Annotated in this window: 14 protein-coding genes; all 14 read right to left on the bottom strand. The window is 62.9% G+C overall.

The window, feature by feature from the left end; translation table 11 throughout:
- Positions 1–16: 16 nt before the first annotated feature.
- Positions 17–403 carry a 50S ribosomal protein L22 gene (gene rplV, locus NLM27_RS09175; protein WP_028137020.1) on the bottom strand — a complete coding sequence of 129 codons (387 nt, stop codon included), beginning with the start codon at positions 401–403 and terminating at the stop codon, positions 17–19.
- A gap of 10 nt (positions 404–413) precedes the next feature.
- A complete protein-coding gene (gene rpsS, locus NLM27_RS09170) occupies positions 414–692 on the bottom strand; it encodes a 30S ribosomal protein S19 (RefSeq protein WP_008136357.1) in 279 nt (92 codons plus the stop codon).
- Positions 693–704: 12 nt separating this feature from the next.
- Positions 705–1,538, bottom strand: a complete 834-nt coding sequence (gene rplB, locus NLM27_RS09165; RefSeq protein ID WP_254143022.1) for a 50S ribosomal protein L2 — start codon at positions 1,536–1,538, stop codon at positions 705–707.
- Positions 1,539–1,550: 12 nt separating this feature from the next.
- Entirely contained in the window at positions 1,551–1,853 is a 303-nt protein-coding gene (locus NLM27_RS09160; RefSeq protein ID WP_211386655.1) for a 50S ribosomal protein L23, read from the bottom strand.
- Positions 1,850–2,470: a 50S ribosomal protein L4 gene (gene rplD, locus NLM27_RS09155; RefSeq protein ID WP_020508797.1), complete on the bottom strand. Its 621-nt coding sequence runs from the start codon at positions 2,468–2,470 to the stop codon at positions 1,850–1,852. Before rplD ends, NLM27_RS09160 begins: the two co-directional genes overlap by 4 nt.
- 1 nt (position 2,471) lies before the next feature.
- The gene (gene rplC / locus NLM27_RS09150) at positions 2,472–3,188 is read right to left on the bottom strand and encodes a 50S ribosomal protein L3 (RefSeq protein ID WP_074116742.1); all 717 of its coding nucleotides are present in this window, start codon (positions 3,186–3,188) and stop codon (positions 2,472–2,474) included.
- Positions 3,189–3,240: 52 nt separating this feature from the next.
- Complete coding sequence (gene rpsJ / locus NLM27_RS09145) at positions 3,241–3,549, bottom strand: 30S ribosomal protein S10 (RefSeq protein ID WP_002712302.1); 309 nt, start codon at positions 3,547–3,549, stop codon at positions 3,241–3,243.
- A gap of 81 nt (positions 3,550–3,630) precedes the next feature.
- Positions 3,631–4,821, bottom strand: a complete 1,191-nt coding sequence (gene tuf / locus NLM27_RS09140) for an elongation factor Tu (RefSeq protein ID WP_074116743.1) — start codon at positions 4,819–4,821, stop codon at positions 3,631–3,633.
- 40 nt (positions 4,822–4,861) lie between these two features.
- The gene (gene fusA, locus NLM27_RS09135) at positions 4,862–6,934 is read right to left on the bottom strand and encodes an elongation factor G (RefSeq protein WP_254143021.1); all 2,073 of its coding nucleotides are present in this window, start codon (positions 6,932–6,934) and stop codon (positions 4,862–4,864) included.
- A gap of 30 nt (positions 6,935–6,964) precedes the next feature.
- On the bottom strand, positions 6,965–7,435 hold the full coding sequence (rpsG, locus tag NLM27_RS09130) for a 30S ribosomal protein S7 (RefSeq protein WP_008136420.1): 471 nt from the start codon (positions 7,433–7,435) through the stop codon (positions 6,965–6,967).
- Between the two features lie 15 nt (positions 7,436–7,450).
- On the bottom strand, positions 7,451–7,822 hold the full coding sequence (gene rpsL / locus NLM27_RS09125) for a 30S ribosomal protein S12 (protein ID WP_007603006.1): 372 nt from the start codon (positions 7,820–7,822) through the stop codon (positions 7,451–7,453).
- A gap of 875 nt (positions 7,823–8,697) precedes the next feature.
- The gene (locus NLM27_RS09120; RefSeq protein WP_254143020.1) at positions 8,698–10,737 is read right to left on the bottom strand and encodes an ABC transporter ATP-binding protein; all 2,040 of its coding nucleotides are present in this window, start codon (positions 10,735–10,737) and stop codon (positions 8,698–8,700) included.
- A 134-nt stretch (positions 10,738–10,871) separates the two neighbouring features.
- Complete coding sequence (locus NLM27_RS09115; RefSeq protein WP_254143019.1) at positions 10,872–12,944, bottom strand: FAD-dependent oxidoreductase; 2,073 nt, start codon at positions 12,942–12,944, stop codon at positions 10,872–10,874.
- A gap of 192 nt (positions 12,945–13,136) precedes the next feature.
- Positions 13,137–17,333 carry a DNA-directed RNA polymerase subunit beta' gene (rpoC, locus tag NLM27_RS09110; RefSeq protein WP_254143018.1) on the bottom strand — a complete coding sequence of 1,399 codons (4,197 nt, stop codon included), beginning with the start codon at positions 17,331–17,333 and terminating at the stop codon, positions 13,137–13,139.
- Positions 17,334–17,374 lie beyond the last annotated feature (41 nt).

Genomic DNA, 17,374 nt, shown 5'->3' with positions numbered 1-17,374 from the left:
GTGTTCTCCTGCGCCCTTAAGCCGCTGCTTCGGCTTCGACCTGACGAACGATGATCGTCAGCTGCGAAAATGGTTTGTAGACACGGCCCGAACGGCCACGGCCGCGGGCGGCAAAGCGCTTCATCACGAGGCCGTTGCCGACGAAGGCCTGCGCCACGACGAGATCGTCCACGTCGAGGTCGTGGTTGTTCTCGGCATTGGCGATAGCCGATTCCAGGCACTTCTTCACGTCGACCGCAATCCGCTTGCGCGAAAACTGCAGGTCGGCGAGCGCAGCAGCCGCCTTCCGGCCGCGAATGAGCTGGGCGACCAGGTTGAGCTTCTGCGGGCTCACCCGCAGCATCCGGGCGACCGCCTTGGCCTCGTTGTCGGCGAGGCTCCGTTCGCGCTTAGGTTTGCTCATCGTTTAATCCTCAAGCCTTCTTGGCTTTCTTGTCGCCGGAGTGGCCATGGAAGGTCCGGGTCGGCGAGAACTCGCCGAACTTGTGACCGACCATTTCCTCGTTGACGGCCACCGGCACGTGCTTCTGACCGTTGTAGACGCCGAAGGTCAGACCGACGAACTGCGGCAGGATCGTCGAGCGACGGCTCCAGATCTTGATGACGTCGTGACGGCCGGACGCACGCGCGGCATCTGCCTTCTTGAGCAGAGAACCCTCGACGAACGGGCCTTTCCAGACTGAACGAACCATGTCCGGCGTTCCTTACTTCTTCCGCTTGTGGCGGCTTAGGAGAATGAATTTGTTAGTCGACTTGTTGGTGCGGGTCTTCTTGCCCTTGGTCGGCTTGCCCCACGGGGTGACCGGGTGGCGACCGCCCGAGGTACGACCTTCACCACCGCCGTGCGGATGGTCGATCGGGTTCATCGAAACGCCGCGGTTATGCGGCTTGCGGCCCAGCCAACGGTTGCGGCCGGCCTTGCCGATCGAGGTGTTCATGTGATCCGGGTTCGACACCGCGCCGATCGTGCCGCGGCAACGGCCATGCACGAGACGCTGCTCGCCCGAGTTCAGGCGGATGATCACGTAGTCCTGGTCGCGACCGACGAGCTGGGCGTAGGTGCCGGCGGAACGAGCGAGCTGGCCGCCCTTCCCGATCTTGACCTCGATGTTGTGGATGATCGTGCCGACCGGCATGTTGCCGAGCGGCATGACATTGCCCGGCTTCACGTCGACGTAGTTGCCGGCGATGATGGTGTCACCCACGGCCAAGCGCTGCGGCGCCAGGATGTAGGCCTGCTCGCCGTCCTGATACTTGATCAGCGCGATGAAGCCGGTGCGGTTCGGATCGTACTCGAGCCGTTCGACGGTCGCGGGGACGTCGATCTTCTCGCGCTTGAAATCCACGGTGCGCAGCGTCTTCTTGTGACCACCGCCGCGGAAGCGCACGGTGATGCGACCGGTGTTGTTGCGACCGCCCGAGGAGTGCTTGCCCTCGGTGAGCGCCTTGACCGGCTTGCCCTTGTAGAGGGCCGAACGATCGACCATGACCAGCTGGCGCTGGCCCGGCGTCGTGGGATTGAATTTCTTCAGTGCCATCGTCGTACGACCTTACAGACCGGTGGTGACGTCGATCCGGTGGCCCTCTTCGAGGGTCACGATCGCGCGCTTGGTGTTCGACTGCGAGCCGAGATTGCCGCGGAAGATCTTGGTCTTGCCCTTGCGGACCAGCGTGTTGACGCTCTTGACCTTGACGTCGAACAGCTTCTCGATCGCTTCCTTGATCTGCGGCTTGGTCGCCTTCGCGGCCACCTTGAACAGCACCTTGTTGTGCTCCGAGGCGATCGTCGCCTTTTCGGTCACGACCGGCGACAGGATCACGTCGTAGTGGCGAGGCTCGATGTTCTTCGTCATTTGAAGCGCGCCTCCAGCGCATCGATGGCGGCCTTGGTCAGAACGAGCTTCTGACGGCGCAGGATGTCATAGACATTGATGCCCTGGATCGGCAGCACGTCCATGTTCGGGATGTTGCGGGCCGCGGCGGCAAAGCCGTTGTTGAGCTCGGCGCCGTCGATGATCAGCGCATTGGTGAGCCCCAGGCCCGAGAAGTGACCGAGCAGCGCCTTGGTCTTGGCGGCTTCCAGCGCGGCCTTTTCGATCACGACGAGATCGCCGTCCTTGGCCTTGGCCGAGAGCGCATGCTTCAGCGCGAGCGCGCGGACCTTCTTCGGCAGATCGGTGGCGTGCGAACGCACCACCGGACCGAAGGCACGGCCGCCGCCGCGGAACTGCGGCACGCGGGCCGAGCCGTGACGAGCACCGCCGGTGCCCTTCTGCTTGTACATCTTCTTGCCGGTGCGCCAGATCTCGGCGCGTCCCTTGGCCTTGTGCGTACCGGCCTGGCGCTTGTTGAGCTGCCACTGCACGCAACGTGCAATGATGTCCTGGCGCGGCTCGAGGCCGAAAATGGTGTCGGAAAGCTGGACCGAGCCGGCTTCCTTACCTTCGAGGGTGGTGACCTTCAATTCCATCTCACGCACCCTCCTGCTGGGCCGCAGCCTCGGCTTCGCCACCAGCAACCTTGAACTTGCCGGGCTTCGGAGCTTCCTTCGGCAGCGGCTTCTTGACGGCGTCGCGCACGCGGATCCAGCCGCCCTTGGAGCCGGGAACGGCGCCTTCGACGAGGATCAGGCCGCGCTCGACATCGGTCTGGACGACGCGAAGGTTGAGCGTGGTGATGCGGTCGACACCCATGTGGCCGGGCATCTTCTTGTTCTTCCAGGTCTTGCCGGGGTCCTGACGGCCACCGGTCGAACCGATCGAGCGGTGCGAGACCGACACGCCGTGGGTGGCGCGCAGACCGCCGAAGTTCCAGCGCTTCATACCGCCGGCGAAGCCCTTACCGACCGAGGTGCCGGTGACGTCGACGAACTGCCCGACGACGAAGTGATCCGCGAGGATCTCGGCGCCGACGGGGATCATGGCGTCCTGGGAGACGCGGAATTCCTCGACCCGACGCTTCGGCTCGACCTTGGCGACCGCGAACTGACCGCGCTCCGCCTTGGGCATGTAAACGGTCTTGCGGCTGCCAGAACCAAGCTGGAGCGCGACGTAACCGTTCTTCTCTTCGGTGCGGTGGCCTACGACCTGGCAATTGCCGAGCTTCAGCACGGTCACGGGGATATGTTCGCCGGCCTCCGTGAAGACCCGCGTCATCCCGACCTTTTGTGCGATCACTCCGGAGCGCATCGGCTTGCTTCCTGTTCTTTCTGTTCGCTTGCGCGAACGGGATCCAAAAATCTTAGAGCTTGATCTCGACGTCGACACCGGCGGCCAGGTCGAGCTTCATCAAAGCGTCGACGGTCTGCGGGGTCGGATCGACGATGTCGAGCAGGCGCTTGTGAGTGCGCATCTCGAACTGTTCGCGGCTCTTCTTGTCGACGTGGGGCGAACGGTTGACGGTGAACTTCTCGATGCGGGTGGGCAGCGGAATGGGTCCGCGGACCTGCGCGCCGGTGCGCTTCGCCGTGTTCACGATCTCACGGGTCGACGTATCGAGGATACGATGGTCGAACGCCTTGAGACGGATACGAATGTTTTGGCCGTTCATTGCCGAATCTTTCTTAGTGAGTGGCGAGTAGCGAATAGCGAATAGAACCTATTCGCCACTCGCCATTCCCTATTCGCGTTGTTACTCGATGATCGAGGCGACGACGCCGGCGCCGACCGTGCGGCCGCCTTCGCGAATCGCGAAGCGGAGCTTCTCTTCCATCGCGATCGGCACGATCAGGTGCACTTCCATCGCGATGTTGTCGCCCGGCATCACCATCTCGGTGCCTTCCGGCAGGTGCACGACACCGGTCACGTCGGTGGTGCGGAAGTAGAACTGCGGACGGTAGTTGGTGAAGAACGGGGTGTGACGACCGCCCTCTTCCTTGGTGAGGATGTAGGCCTCAGCCTTGAACTTGGTGTGCGGCTTGACCGAACCGGGCTTGGCCAGAACCTGACCGCGCTCGACGTCCTCGCGCTTGGTGCCGCGGAGCAGCGCGCCGATGTTGTCGCCGGCCTGACCCTGATCGAGCAGCTTGCGGAACATTTCGACGCCGGTGACGGTGGTCTTCTGGGTGGCGCGGAGACCGACGATCTCGATTTCCTCGCCGACCTTGACGACACCGCGCTCGACACGGCCGGTCACCACGGTGCCGCGGCCCGAGATCGAGAACACGTCTTCAACCGGCATCAGGAACGGCTGGTCGATCGGACGCTCCGGCTGCGGGATGTACTCGTCGACGTTCTTCATCAGCTCGAGGATGGCGTCGTGGCCGAGCTTCTTGTCCGAATCTTCGAGAGCGGCGAGCGCCGAACCCTTGATGATCGGGATCTTGTCGCCCGGGAATTCGTACTTGGACAGCAGCTCACGGACTTCGAGCTCGACGAGCTCGAGCAGCTCCGGATCGTCGACCATGTCGCACTTGTTGAGGAACACGACGAGCGCGGGCACGCCAACCTGGCGAGCGAGCAGGATGTGCTCGCGGGTCTGCGGCATCGGGCCGTCAGCAGCCGACACGACCAGGATCGCACCGTCCATCTGGGCGGCGCCGGTGATCATGTTCTTGACGTAGTCGGCGTGGCCGGGGCAATCGACGTGGGCGTAGTGACGGTTCGGCGTCTCGTACTCGACGTGAGCGGTCGAGATGGTGATGCCGCGCGCCTTCTCCTCCGGCGCCTTGTCGATCTGGTCGTACGCGGTGAACGTCGCGCCGCCTGCTTCGGCGAGAACCTTGGTGATCGCCGCGGTCAGCGACGTCTTGCCATGGTCGACGTGACCGATGGTGCCGATGTTGCAGTGCGGCTTGTTACGTTCAAACTTTGCTTTGGCCATTTGACTCTCCGTTCAATCGTCAGCTTGAGACCGACGACAATCAGGCAAACTTCTTCTGGACTTCTGCCGACACGTTGGCCGGCGCTTCTGCGTAGTGGTCGAACTGCATGGTGAAGGTCGCGCGCCCCTGGCTCATCGAGCGCAGGTTATTCACGTAACCGAACATGTTCATGAGCGGCACCATCGCGTTGATGACGTTGGCGTTGCCGCGCATGTCCTGACCCTGGATCTGACCGCGCCGGGAATTCAGGTCGCCGATGACCGAGCCGGTGTAGTCTTCCGGGGTCACCACTTCGACCTTCATGATCGGCTCGAGCAGGACGGACTTGCCCTTCTGCAGCGCTTCGCGGAATGCCGCGCGCGACGCGATTTCGAAGGCGAGCGCCGACGAGTCGACGTCGTGATACTTGCCGTCGACGAGCTGAACCTTGACGTCGACCACGGGGAAGCCCGCGACCACGCCAGAGCTCATCACGCTGTTGAGGCCCTTTTCGACGCCGGGGATGTATTCCTTCGGCACCGCACCGCCGACGATCTTGGATTCGAACTCGTAGCCCTTGCCGGGCTCGTTCGGCTCAACCACGATCGACACTTCCGCGAACTGACCGGTACCGCCGGTCTGCTTCTTGTGGGTGTACTTGACTTCGGCCTTCTTGGTGACGCGCTCGCGGAACGCAACCTGCGGCGCGCCGATGTTGGCGTCGACCTTGTAGGTACGCTTGAGGATGTCGACTTTGATGTCGAGATGGAGTTCGCCCATGCCCTTGAGGATGGTCTGGCCGGACTCCTGGTCGGTCGACACGCGGAAGGACGGATCCTCCGCAGCGAGCTTGGCCAGCGCCACGCCCAGCTTCTCCTGGTCGGCCTTGGACTTCGGCTCGATCGCGATCTCGATGACCGGCTCGGGGAATTCCATCTTTTCGAGGATCACCTGCTTGTCGGGATCGCACAGCGTGTCACCGGTGCGCGCTTCCTTCAGGCCGGCCAGCGCGACGATGTCGCCGGCATAGGCTTCCTTGATGTCTTCGCGGTTGTTCGCATGCATCAACAGCATGCGCCCGATGCGCTCCTTCTTCTCGCGGGTCGAGTTCACGACACCGGTGCCGCTCTGCAGAACGCCGGAGTAGATACGGCAGAAGGTGATGGTGCCGACGAACGGATCGTCCATGATCTTGAACGCGAGCAGCGCGAGCGGCTCCTTGTCGTCGGCCTTGCGCACGACCTCGTTGCCGCGGTCGTCGGTGCCCTTGATCGCGGGCACGTCGATCGGCGACGGCAGATAGTCGACGACGGCGTCGAGCAGCGGCTGAACGCCCTTGTTCTTGAAGGCCGAGCCGCACAGCACCGGATAGAACGCGCCGGTCAAGACCGCCTTGCGGATCAGCCGCTTCAGCGTCTCTTCATCCGGCTCCTTGCCGTCGAGATAGGCGGCCATGGCGTCGTCATCGAGCTCGACGGCGGCTTCCACCATCTTCTCGCGGTACTCCTTGGCCTGCTCGACGAGGTCTTCCGGAATGTCGACATAGTCGAACTTCGCGCCGAGCGACTCATCGTTCCAGATGATGCCCTGCATCTTCACGAGGTCGACGAGACCTTTGAAGTTGTTCTCGGCACCGATCGGAAGCTGGATCGCGATCGGCTTGGCGCCGAGACGATCGACGATGTCAGCCAGACACTTGAAGAAGTCGGCGCCGGTCTTGTCCATCTTGTTGGCGAAGACGATGCGCGGAACCTTGTACTTGTCGCCCTGGCGCCAGACGGTCTCGGTCTGGGGTTCGACGCCCTGGTTGGAGTCGAGCACGCAGACGGCACCGTCGAGCACGCGCAGTGAACGTTCGACTTCGATGGTGAAGTCGACGTGGCCGGGAGTGTCGATGATGTTCAGGCGCTTGCCGTTCCAGAACGCGGTGGTCGCAGCCGAGGTGATCGTGATGCCACGCTCCTGCTCCTGCTCCATCCAGTCCATCGTCGCGGCACCTTCGTGCACTTCGCCGATCTTGTGGCTCTTGCCGGTGTAATAGAGGATGCGCTCGGTGGTCGTGGTCTTGCCGGCATCGATATGCGCCATGATACCGAAATTGCGGTAGTTCTCTATGGCATGAACGCGAGGCATGGGTTGTTCCTTAGATTCCGTGTGTCGCCGTTACCAGCGATAGTGCGAGAAGGCGCGGTTGGCTTCCGCCATCCGGTGCACATCTTCGCGCTTCTTGACGGCGTTGCCGCGGTTGTTCGAGGCGTCCAACAGCTCAGCCGAGAGCCGCTCGGTCATCGTCTTCTCGTTGCGCTCGCGCGCGGCCGAGATCAGCCAGCGGATGCCCAGCGCCTGGCGACGGGTCGAGCGAACCTCGACCGGAACCTGGTAGGTCGCGCCGCCGACGCGGCGGGAGCGAACCTCGATCGTCGGCATGACGTTCTCGAGCGCCTGCTCGAACACGCCGAGCGGGTTCTGCTTGGTCTTGGATTCGATGATACCGAACGCACCGTAGACGATGCCTTCGGCGACCGACTTCTTGCCGGCGTACATCACCGAATTCATGAACTTCGTGACGATGATGTTCCCGAACTTCGGATCCGGGAGAACTTCGCGCTTTTCCGCTGAGTGGCGACGAGACATAGGCCTGGTTCCCGCTTACTTCGGACGCTTCGCGCCGTACTTCGAACGACGCTGCTTACGGTTCTTGACGCCCTGGGTATCCAGAACGCCGCGGAGGATGTGGTAGCGCACGCCGGGCAAGTCCTTGACGCGGCCGCCGCGGATCATGACCACCGAGTGCTCCTGAAGGTTATGGCCCTCGCCGGGGATGTAGCCGATCACCTCGAAGCCGTTGGTCAGGCGCACCTTGGCGACCTTACGAAGCGCCGAGTTCGGCTTCTTCGGGGTCGTGGTGTAGACGCGGGTGCAAACACCACGCTTCTGAGGCGACTGCTGCAGCGCCGGCACCTTCTTGCGCGACTTCTGCACTTCCCGCGGTTGAGCGATCAGCTGGTTGATCGTCGGCATCCTGGCCTTACCCTTTGTTCTGCCGCGGCCCCTTTCAGGTCCGCTGTCTTGCCGCGGCCCGTTGCCGGGACCGCAATTTTTTTCGAGCCACCCGCCCGACTGGGCCGCCCTGCGCAGATCAATCCGCGCAAAGCGAAATTGCGCCAACCGCTCCATCAACGAGCGGAAAGCGCTTCGACGCCACAGAGGACCGCAGTATTGAAGCCGATCAGCACAATGCCGCGGCCCGCGCACTGAGGTCATGCATCCGAGTTCGATCTCAAGAGAACGTGCTCAAGAGAACTAAAATCGCACTGGCATTGCCTAGCTATGATCGACAGCGTTTGAGCGGCATTCGTCGAGGTTGGTGCCCGCCTTTGCGACCCCTTGTGGATCAAAATCCTTGGGGATCAAACGGGTGGCCCGTTCCGACGTTGGCGATGCTCACCGCCTGTCGTTAAGTGAGGCGCTTTCTATAAGTGAGAATCGCTCAAGTCAAGGTGAAACGACAGTCACAAAGCGCTTCAGGCGCCTGTCAAAATCGGCGTCTTCGCCGCCCCGCCGCGCCTTCCCGATATGGGTGCAGAACGCCGGTTCCGCCAGCTTCAAAACCATTTTTACCCGGGTTAAATATACTTTTATGTCGAAAATCCTTGGCGGTAGTCCGGCCGAAACACGAATCCGCGGCCTGCGCGGACCTCCAAGCTCGACGATACCCGCCTCGCGGGCATCGCTGCGGCGGCGCTGACCGATCTATGGACGGCCGCCCCGGTCCTCCAAAAGGCAAAAAAAATCCGCCTGCCGCGTGGCCGAGGTCTCACACCCCAGGAATTAACGCATCCCGGGGCGGCAAAGAATCGGGACGAAGCATTCCCGCCGGCGCCTGACGTCGCCGCTCAATCCTCGTCCTCGTCGTCCTCATCATTCTCATTGAGGTCGTCTTCGTCTTCATCCTCGTCGTCATCGTCGCTGTCGTCGTCCACGTGAGCCACAGCGCCATGCGGCTGATGGATCTGATCGTTCCACAGCTTGCGATAGCTGCCGTTCGCGGCGAGCAGCTCGGCATGGGAGCCGCGCTCAATCGCCTTGCCCCCTGAGATCACGATGATCTCGTCCATCTCGACCACCGAGGTCAGGCGGTGAGTCGACCAGATCATGGTGCGGCCCTTGGCGACCTTCAGCAGCGTGCGGTTGATCGCGGCTTCCGTGGTCTGGTCGAGCGCCGAGGTGGCTTCGTCCAGCAGCAGCACGGACGGATTACGGATGATCGCGCGCGCGATCGCGATGCGCTGACGCTGGCCGCCCGAGAGCGTATCGCCGCGCTCGCCGACCGGCGTATCGTATCGCTGCGGAAGGCTCATGATGTAGCGGTGGATCTCGGCCTTCTTGGCGGCCTCCTCCACCTCTTCGTCGCTCGCCCCCTCCTTGCCAAGCCGGATGTTCTCGCGGATCGACATGTTGAACAGCATGTTCTCCTGGAACACCACCGCCATGCTCTGGCGCAGTGAGTCCAAAGTCACCTTACGGACGTCGACGCCGTCGATGGTGACGCGGCCTTCGTCGGGCACGTAAAGCCGCAGGATCAGATTGAGCAGCGTGCTCTTGCCGGAGCCCGAAGGGCCGACGATGGCGATGCGCTTGCCGGCGTTGAGCTTGAGGCTGAGATTGTCCAGCACCGGCGTCTGGCTGCCTTCGTATTGGAACGTGACGCGGTCGAAGGTGATGTCGTTGGTGATGCGCGGCAGGTCGGGCGCACCGGGCCGATCGGCAGCGCGCGTCGGCTCGTCGAGCAGTTCCTGGATGTGCCGGATCGCGGCGGCCGAGGAGATCGACACCGGGACGAAATGCATCACATGGGCGATGTTGTAGGAGACCTCCCAGAACGCGCTCTCGAATGTGACGAAGGTACCGATGGTGATCTGCCCCTTGGTCGCCAGATACGCGCCGATCGCGAGCACGACCAGATGCAGGAGCAGCACCGAGATGGTGACCGTCCGCTCCACCATCGTCGACAGGAACGCGGCCGAGGCGATCTTGTTGCGCGTCTCGTCGTTGCGGAAGCGGAAGAAGCCGAACATCTTGCGCTGCAGGCTGAACGCCTTGATGACGGCCTGCGCCGCCACGTTCTCCTGCACCATGCCGAGCAGCGCGCTCTCGTTCTGCTTCTGCTCGTAATTGGCCTGCACCGCCTTCGGGGTGAGGATGCGCGGGCCGATCAGGGTGATCGGGAACACGAGCAGCGCGACCACGGCGAGCTGCCAGTTCAGGAACAGCATCAGGATGATGCCGGCGATCAATTCCAGGAACGGCAGCGCCGCGCTGTTGGCAAAGGTCTTGACCGAACCTTCGAAAGCCGAGAGGTCGACCGAGAAGCGCGACAGGATCTCGCCGCGTTTGGTACGGCCGAAATAGGCCGCCGGCAGGTCCTGGACATGCTCGAACAGGCGCTTGCGGACGTCCGAGATGATGCAGGCGGCGAGCCGCGCATCCCAGCGCTCGTACCAGACCGCGACGATCGAGGTGAAGATGCCGGCGACCGCGAGCACGCCGAGGATCTTGTAGAGCGCCTGGAAGTCCTCCTCGCCGAGCGCGTCGTCGATCAGGTACTTCAGGCTGAGCGGCATGATGACGTTGAACAGCGTCTCGACGAAGACGCCGAACGCCACGTACGACAGCATCCGCTTGTAGTTGGTCAGATAGGGCCGGACGAACCCGACAATGGTAGCGAGCGCGCCGGCAGCCTCGCGCGCGGTAAAGACGACGAGGTCCTCGTCCTCATCGTCGTCATCGAGCTCCAGCTCGTCCTCACCCTCGTCTTCGTCGTCCTCGTCGTTTTCGAGGTCCGGCTTGGCGGCGGCGGCGAGCTTGTCGTCGAGCTCGGCCGCCTCTTCCGCGGCAACCTTCTGTTTGTCGGGCGGGAGGGGCTTGGACGCCATGAAACCAACCGATGCTGACGGCCGGCATGACCGTAGAGAAAGCAGGAATAGCGGCAACCGCCATTGCACCGATTCTATGCGATCAAGATGAATTCGGCAAAACAATTGGCGAAGCCGGTGGGCTCCGCGGCTAGCTAGTCGTCGTCGTCGTCCTCGTCCTCGTCCTCGACCTTGTCGAAGAAGGAATAGCGCAAGCTGTCAGCGTCGGCGTACCACTGGCCCGGCCCCTTGTTGGCGGCGAGCGTCGCCTCCCAGAGCGCATCGGTGCAGTCCTTGCGGTGCATCGACAGATCGAAACCGTTGCCGAAAAACAGCTCGGACCATTCCCACCAGGTGCCGAGCTTCTTGACCCCGCGCAGCAGGTCGTAGCGGTCGATCGTTGCAGAGGCCATGTCCGAGGTGATCGAGCCGAACACGAGGCCGGTCTTGACCACGCGATTCAGCTCGCGGATCGCGCGGACCACCTGCTTCGGAGAAATGTGGCAGAGGCTGGTCTCGAACACGAAGTCGAACGCACCGTCCTTGAAAGGCATGTCGGTGATCGAGCCGAGCTTGTTGTACTTCTTCAGCACCTTTGGCGTTTTGGCGTGGATGGCGCGGTTGTTCTCGATTCCCCAGGCGTCGATGCCGCGATCGCGCAGCGCACCGACCAGCTCGCCGCTGGCGGATCCCGCGACCAGCAGCTTGGTGCCCTTCGCATTGCCCCAGACGATGCCGATCAGCCTGGTGAGATAATCGGGGTCGGTGAAGTGGCGCCACGCCTCGTGATAGGGACCGAGGCCGCGATAGTTCTCGAAATAGTCGCGATCGATCTTGTCCGAGAGCGGCTTGCCCTCCTGCGCACGCTCGCGGCGCAGGCGCATCATCTCGGTCAGGATGATATCGGTCGCCGCGTCAGAGGAGTCGAGCAGGCCGTTCAGCGTCGAGTCGAATAGGTAGTCGCCGACCACGACGATGCCGGGATGCTCCTTCGGCTCGGGCCGGTGGTTGGTCATGACGTCTCGCACCGGCAAACCGCCCGGCAGCGCGTTCACCGACGACAGCCAGCGGTGGATCTTGCCTTCCACGAAATGCGAACGCGCATCGCCGAGCGCGGCAGGCAGCGACTTCAGCGCCGCGTCGATCAGTTCCTGGTCCGACAGATTGGCAAAGGCCAGCGCGTCGGAGCCGGGAATGAGCCAGTTCAAGACGCCGTGCTTGCCGACGTCGTGGCGCGCGCCCTCGTTGTAGACGCAGCAGCCGCCGAAGGCCTCCGACATGAACCAGGCGCCGGGAATCTTCTCACCCCAGAACGGCTCGTCGAACAGGATCGAAACACGAAGATAGTGCGCCGGACGGTCGAAAAAGGAGACGTGCTTGACCATCGACTTGCGAAGCTGCTCGCCTTCCCAGCCGACGGTGGCGAGCCAGGAATGCGGCAGGCAGACCAGTACGAGATCGAAATCGCGCGTCTCCGGCCCCTTGCCGTTCATCATCCTGAGCTGGTAGCGCCCGGTCGGCGCCTTGCCGACGGTGAGCACCCGGTGATTGAGCTGGATGTCGGCATTGACCTCCGATTGGAGGCACTCGATCAGCTGCTCGTTGCCGTTCTGGATGGAATAGAGGCCGATATAACCGTCGACATCCATCAGGTAGTTCTTGAGCGCGTTGAGGCCGTTGGTGTTGTGGCTCTCGGTGGCGATGTCCGAGCGCGCCATGACCTTGAAGAAACGCTTTGCCGTCTCGTCCTCGACCTCCTCGTCGAGCACCTGCTCGGCGGTCTTGTAGGCCCAGGGGTTCTCGTTGTCGTGCGCGCCGACGCCCTCGTAATACTCGATCGGCGACATCAGCTCGGCGCAGCGCTTGCGGAATGCCTCGATCGCGGCCGCGGTTTTGGCGCCGTATTTGCGGCGCATGCCGGGGACGTCGTTGAGAAGCTCGCCGCCGAATTGCACCTGCTCGGCGTCCATAGGAATGGTCTGAAGCCCGAAATGCTGGATCAGCTCACGCAGCGGATCGGGTCCGGTCATCGAGTAGTCGTAGATCTCGGCAACGCCGGCCTCGTACATCGCCGGTGCGGAATCGAATTTGCGCGTGACGATCTTGCCGCCGAGCCGGTCGGACGCCTCGAAGATGGAGACGCGGCAGAGGTCGCCGAGCTTGCGCTTCAGATACCAGGCGCTCATCAGCCCGCCGGGGCCGCCGCCTACGATTGCAAGATCAAGCATGTGAGTTCCGTGGTCTCCGGCCCTGCCCCCGTCACGGGACCACCGGTCTAAGCTCTCCTAGCAAAAGCGCTTTTGCGCCTGAAGGAAAGATGAACAAAGGCTGATCCTGCATCGCAGCAAGCAAAGATAGCAGCAAAAAGGCCGGCAAAAGCCGGCCTTTTCATTGTCCTCGGTATTCTTACGGATGAACCATCATTCCGCCGGCGGCAACGCAGGAAGCTCCGCTTCCGGCGCGGGCGACACGACGGCCGCCTGCTTCTCGCGCTCGTCCAGGATCAGCTTGTCGCGCTTCATGGCGACTTCGCGGATCTTGGCCATGGAGGCGCCGGTGCCCGCCGGGATCAGCCGGCCGACGATGACGTTCTCCTTGAGGCCTTCGAGCGGATCGACCTTGCCGTTGACCGCCGCTTCCGTGAGGACGCGGGTGGTCTCCTGGAACGAGGCCGCCGAGAAGAACGAACGGGTCTGGAGGCTCGCCTTGGTGATGCCGAGCAGAACCGGCGTTCCCGTGGCGGGCTTCTTGCCCTCTTCCTTGGCCTTCTCGTTCAGCGCGTCGAACTCGATCTTGTCGACCTGCTCGCCGGAGATCATGTCCGTGTCGCCCTGGTCGGTGACTTCCACCTTCTGGAGCATCTGACGGACAATCACCTCGATGTGCTTGTCGTTGATGAGCACGCCCTGGAGCCGGTAGACCTCCTGGATCTCGTTGACCAGATAGGCCGCGAGCTCCTCGATGCCCTTGACCGCAAGGATGTCGTGCGGCGCCGGATTGCCTTCGACGATGAAGTCGCCCTTTTCGACGACGTCGCCGTCCTGAAGGTGGATGTGCTTGCCCTTCGGGATCAGGTACTCGCGCGCCTCTTCGGTCTTGTCCATCGGCTCGATCGAGATGCGACGCTTGTTCTTGTAGTCGCGACCGAACCGGATGGTGCCCGCGATTTCGGCGATGATCGCCGCATCCTTCGGACGCCGGGCCTCGAACAGTTCCGCCACCCGCGGCAGACCGCCGGTGATGTCACGCGTCTTGGCGCTTTCGGTCGAGACACGGGCGAGGATGTCACCCGGGTTGACCTTGGCTCCGACGTCGACCGAGAGAATGGCATCGACCGACAGCATGTAGCGGGCATCGCCGCCACGGGCGAGCTTGAGCACCTTGCCGTCCTTGCCCTTGACCACGATGGCCGGACGCAGGTCCGAGCCGCCGCGGGTCGAGCGCCAGTCGATGACCACGCGCTTGGCGATACCGGTGGCCTCGTCGAGCGTTTCCGAGATCGACTGCCCCTCGACCAGATCCTCGAAGCCGATGGTACCTTCGACTTCGGTGAGGAGCGGACGGGTGTAGGGATCCCACTCGACGATGCGCTGGCCACGCTTGACCATATCGCCTTCGTCGACGTGCAGGCGCGAGCCGTACTGGACGCGATGCGTCGCACGCTCGGTGCCGTCGGCATCGACGATCGCCACCACCATGTTGCGCACCATCGCGATCAGGTGACCTTCGCTGTTGCGGGCGATGGCCTTGTTCCTGATCACGATCTTGCCGTCGAAGTTGGCTTCGACGAAGGACTGCTCGTTGAGCTGCGCCGCACCGCCGATATGGAAGGTGCGCATGGTGAGCTGGGTGCCCGGCTCGCCGATGGACTGCGCCGCGATGACGCCGACCGCTTCGCCGTGGTTGACCGGCGTGCCGCGGGCGAGGTCGCGGCCGTAGCACTTGCCGCAGATGCCGTTGACGAGCTCACAGGTCAGTGCCGAGCGGATCTTCACCTCCTGCACACCACCCTGCTGGATGGCGTCCAGATGGCTCTCTTCCATCAGCGTGTCGCGCTTGATGATCACCTTGCCCGAGCTGTCGCGGATGTCTTCGCAGGCCGTGCGTCCGAGGATGCGCGAGCCGAGCGAAGCAACCACGGTGCCGGCATCGACGATGGCGCGCATCTTGATGCCGAGCTTGGTGCCGCAGTCGGACTGCGTGATGATGCAGTCCTGCGCCACGTCGACGAGACGGCGGGTCAGGTAGCCGGAGTTCGCGGTCTTCAACGCCGTGTCCGCGAGGCCCTTGCGGGCGCCGTGGGTCGAGTTGAAGTACTCGAGCACCGAGAGGCCTTCCTTGAAGTTCGAGATGATCGGCGTCTCGATGATCTCACCCGACGGCTTGGCCATCAGGCCGCGCATGCCGGCGAGCTGGCGCATCTGGGCCGGCGAACCGCGGGCACCGGAGTGGGCCATCATGTAGATCGAATTGATGTCGGCGTCGGCTCCGCTCGCCGTCTTCTTGGTGGCGGAGATCTCCTTCATCATCGCCTTGGCGATCTCTTCGGTGGCCTTCGACCAGGCGTCGACGACCTTGTTGTACTTCTCGCCATGGGTGATCAGACCGTCGTTGTACTGCTGCTCGAAATCCTTCGCCAGCGTACGGGTGGTGTCGACGATCTTCCACTTGCCGTGCGGTACGACCATGTCGTCCTTGCCGAACGAGATGCCGGCCTTGAACGCGTTGTAGAAGCCGAGCGCCATGATGCGGTCGCAGAAGATCACCGTCTCCTTCTGGCCGCAGTGGCGGTAGACCTGGTCGATCACGCCCGAGATCTCGCGCTTGGTCATCAGCTTGTTGATGATCTCGTACGAGATCCGCGGGTTCCTCGGCAACAGATTGCCCAGCATGACGCGGCCGGCGGTCGTCTCGATCCAGCGCTTGGAGACCTTGCCGGTCTCGTCCATGCCTTCCCACCGGTACTTGATCTTGGTGTGGAGGTGGATGACCTTCGCGTGCAGCGCGTGCTCGAGCTCGGCCATGTCGCCGAACACCTTGCCCTCGCCGGGCAGGCCTTCGCGCATGATCGAGACGTAGTACAGACCGAGCACGATGTCCTGCGACGGCACGATGATCGGCTGGCCGTTCGCCGGATGCAGGATGTTGTTGGTCGACATCATCAGCACGCGCGCTTCCAGCTGCGCTTCGAGCGACAGCGGAACGTGCACGGCCATCTGGTCACCGTCGAAGTCGGCGTTGAACGCCGAGCAGACCAGCGGGTGAAGCTGGATCGCCTTGCCCTCGATCAGCACGGGCTCGAACGCCTGGATGCCGAGGCGGTGCAGCGTTGGTGCGCGGTTGAGCAGCACCGGATGCTCGCGGATCACCTCGTCCAGGATGTCCCAGACCTCGGGCCGCTCCTTCTCGACCAGCTTCTTCGCCTGCTTCACGGTGGTGGACAGGCCCTTGGCGTCAAGCCGCGAATAGATGAACGGCTTGAACAGCTCGAGCGCCATCTTCTTCGGCAGGCCGCACTGATGCAGGCGCAGCTCGGGACCGACCACGATCACCGAACGGCCCGAATAGTCGACGCGCTTGCCGAGCAGGTTTTGGCGGAAGCGGCCCTGCTTGCCCTTGAGCATGTCGGCGAGCGACTTCAGCGGACGCTTGTTGGCGCCGGTGATGACGCGGCCGCGGCGGCCGTTGTCGAACAGCGCATCGACCGCTTCCTGAAGCATGCGCTTCTCGTTGCGGATAATGATGTCGGGCGCGCGCAGCTCCATCAGCCGCTTCAAGCGGTTGTTGCGGTTGATGACGCGGCGGTAGAGGTCGTTGAGGTCAGAGGTCGCGAAGCGGCCGCCGTCCAGCGGCACCAGCGGACGCAGGTCCGGCGGAATCACCGGGACCACGGTCATGATCATCCATTCCGGCTTGTTGCCGGAGTGGCGGAACGCTTCCACGATCTTCAGGCGCTTGGCGAGCTTCTTGTGCTTGATGTCGGAGTCGGTCTCCTGCATCTCCGCACGCAGGGACAGCTCGAGCTTCTCGAGGTCCATGCCCTTGAGCAGTTCGCGGATCGCTTCCGCGCCGATCATGGCAGTGAAGGAATCCTGGCCGTACTCGTCCTGCGCCTTCAGATACTCGTCTTCCGACAAGAGCTGACGGTCCTTCAGCGCGGTGAGACCCGGCTCAAGCACGACGTAGTATTCGAAGTACAGGATCCGCTCGAGATCCTTCAGCGTCATGTCGAGCAGAAGGCCGATGCGCGAGGGCAGCGACTTCAGGAACCAGATGTGGGCGACGGGGGCGGCGAGCTCGATATGGCCCATGCGCTCGCGCCGGACGCGCGACAGCGTGACCTCGACCGAGCACTTCTCGCAGATGATGCCCTTGTACTTCATGCGCTTGTACTTGCCGCACAAGCACTCGTAGTCCTTGATCGGCCCGAAGATGCGGGCGCAGAACAGGCCGTCGCGCTCGGGCTTGAAGGTACGGTAGTTGATGGTCTCCGGCTTCTTGATCTCACCGTAGGACCAGGACAGAATCTTCTCTGGAGACGCGATCGAGATCCGGATCTGGTCGAAGACCTGAGCCGGCGTCGTCGGGTTAAAGAGATTCATAATTTCTTGGTTCATCGTCTTCTCCTCGCGTGCCGGTCGCCTCCGGCCGCAAATTC

It is taken from the genome of Bradyrhizobium sp. CCGB12, from assembly GCF_024199845.1.
GTDB lineage: Bacteria > Pseudomonadota > Alphaproteobacteria > Rhizobiales > Xanthobacteraceae > Bradyrhizobium.
This window is presented reverse-complemented; position numbering and strand designations above follow the sequence as displayed.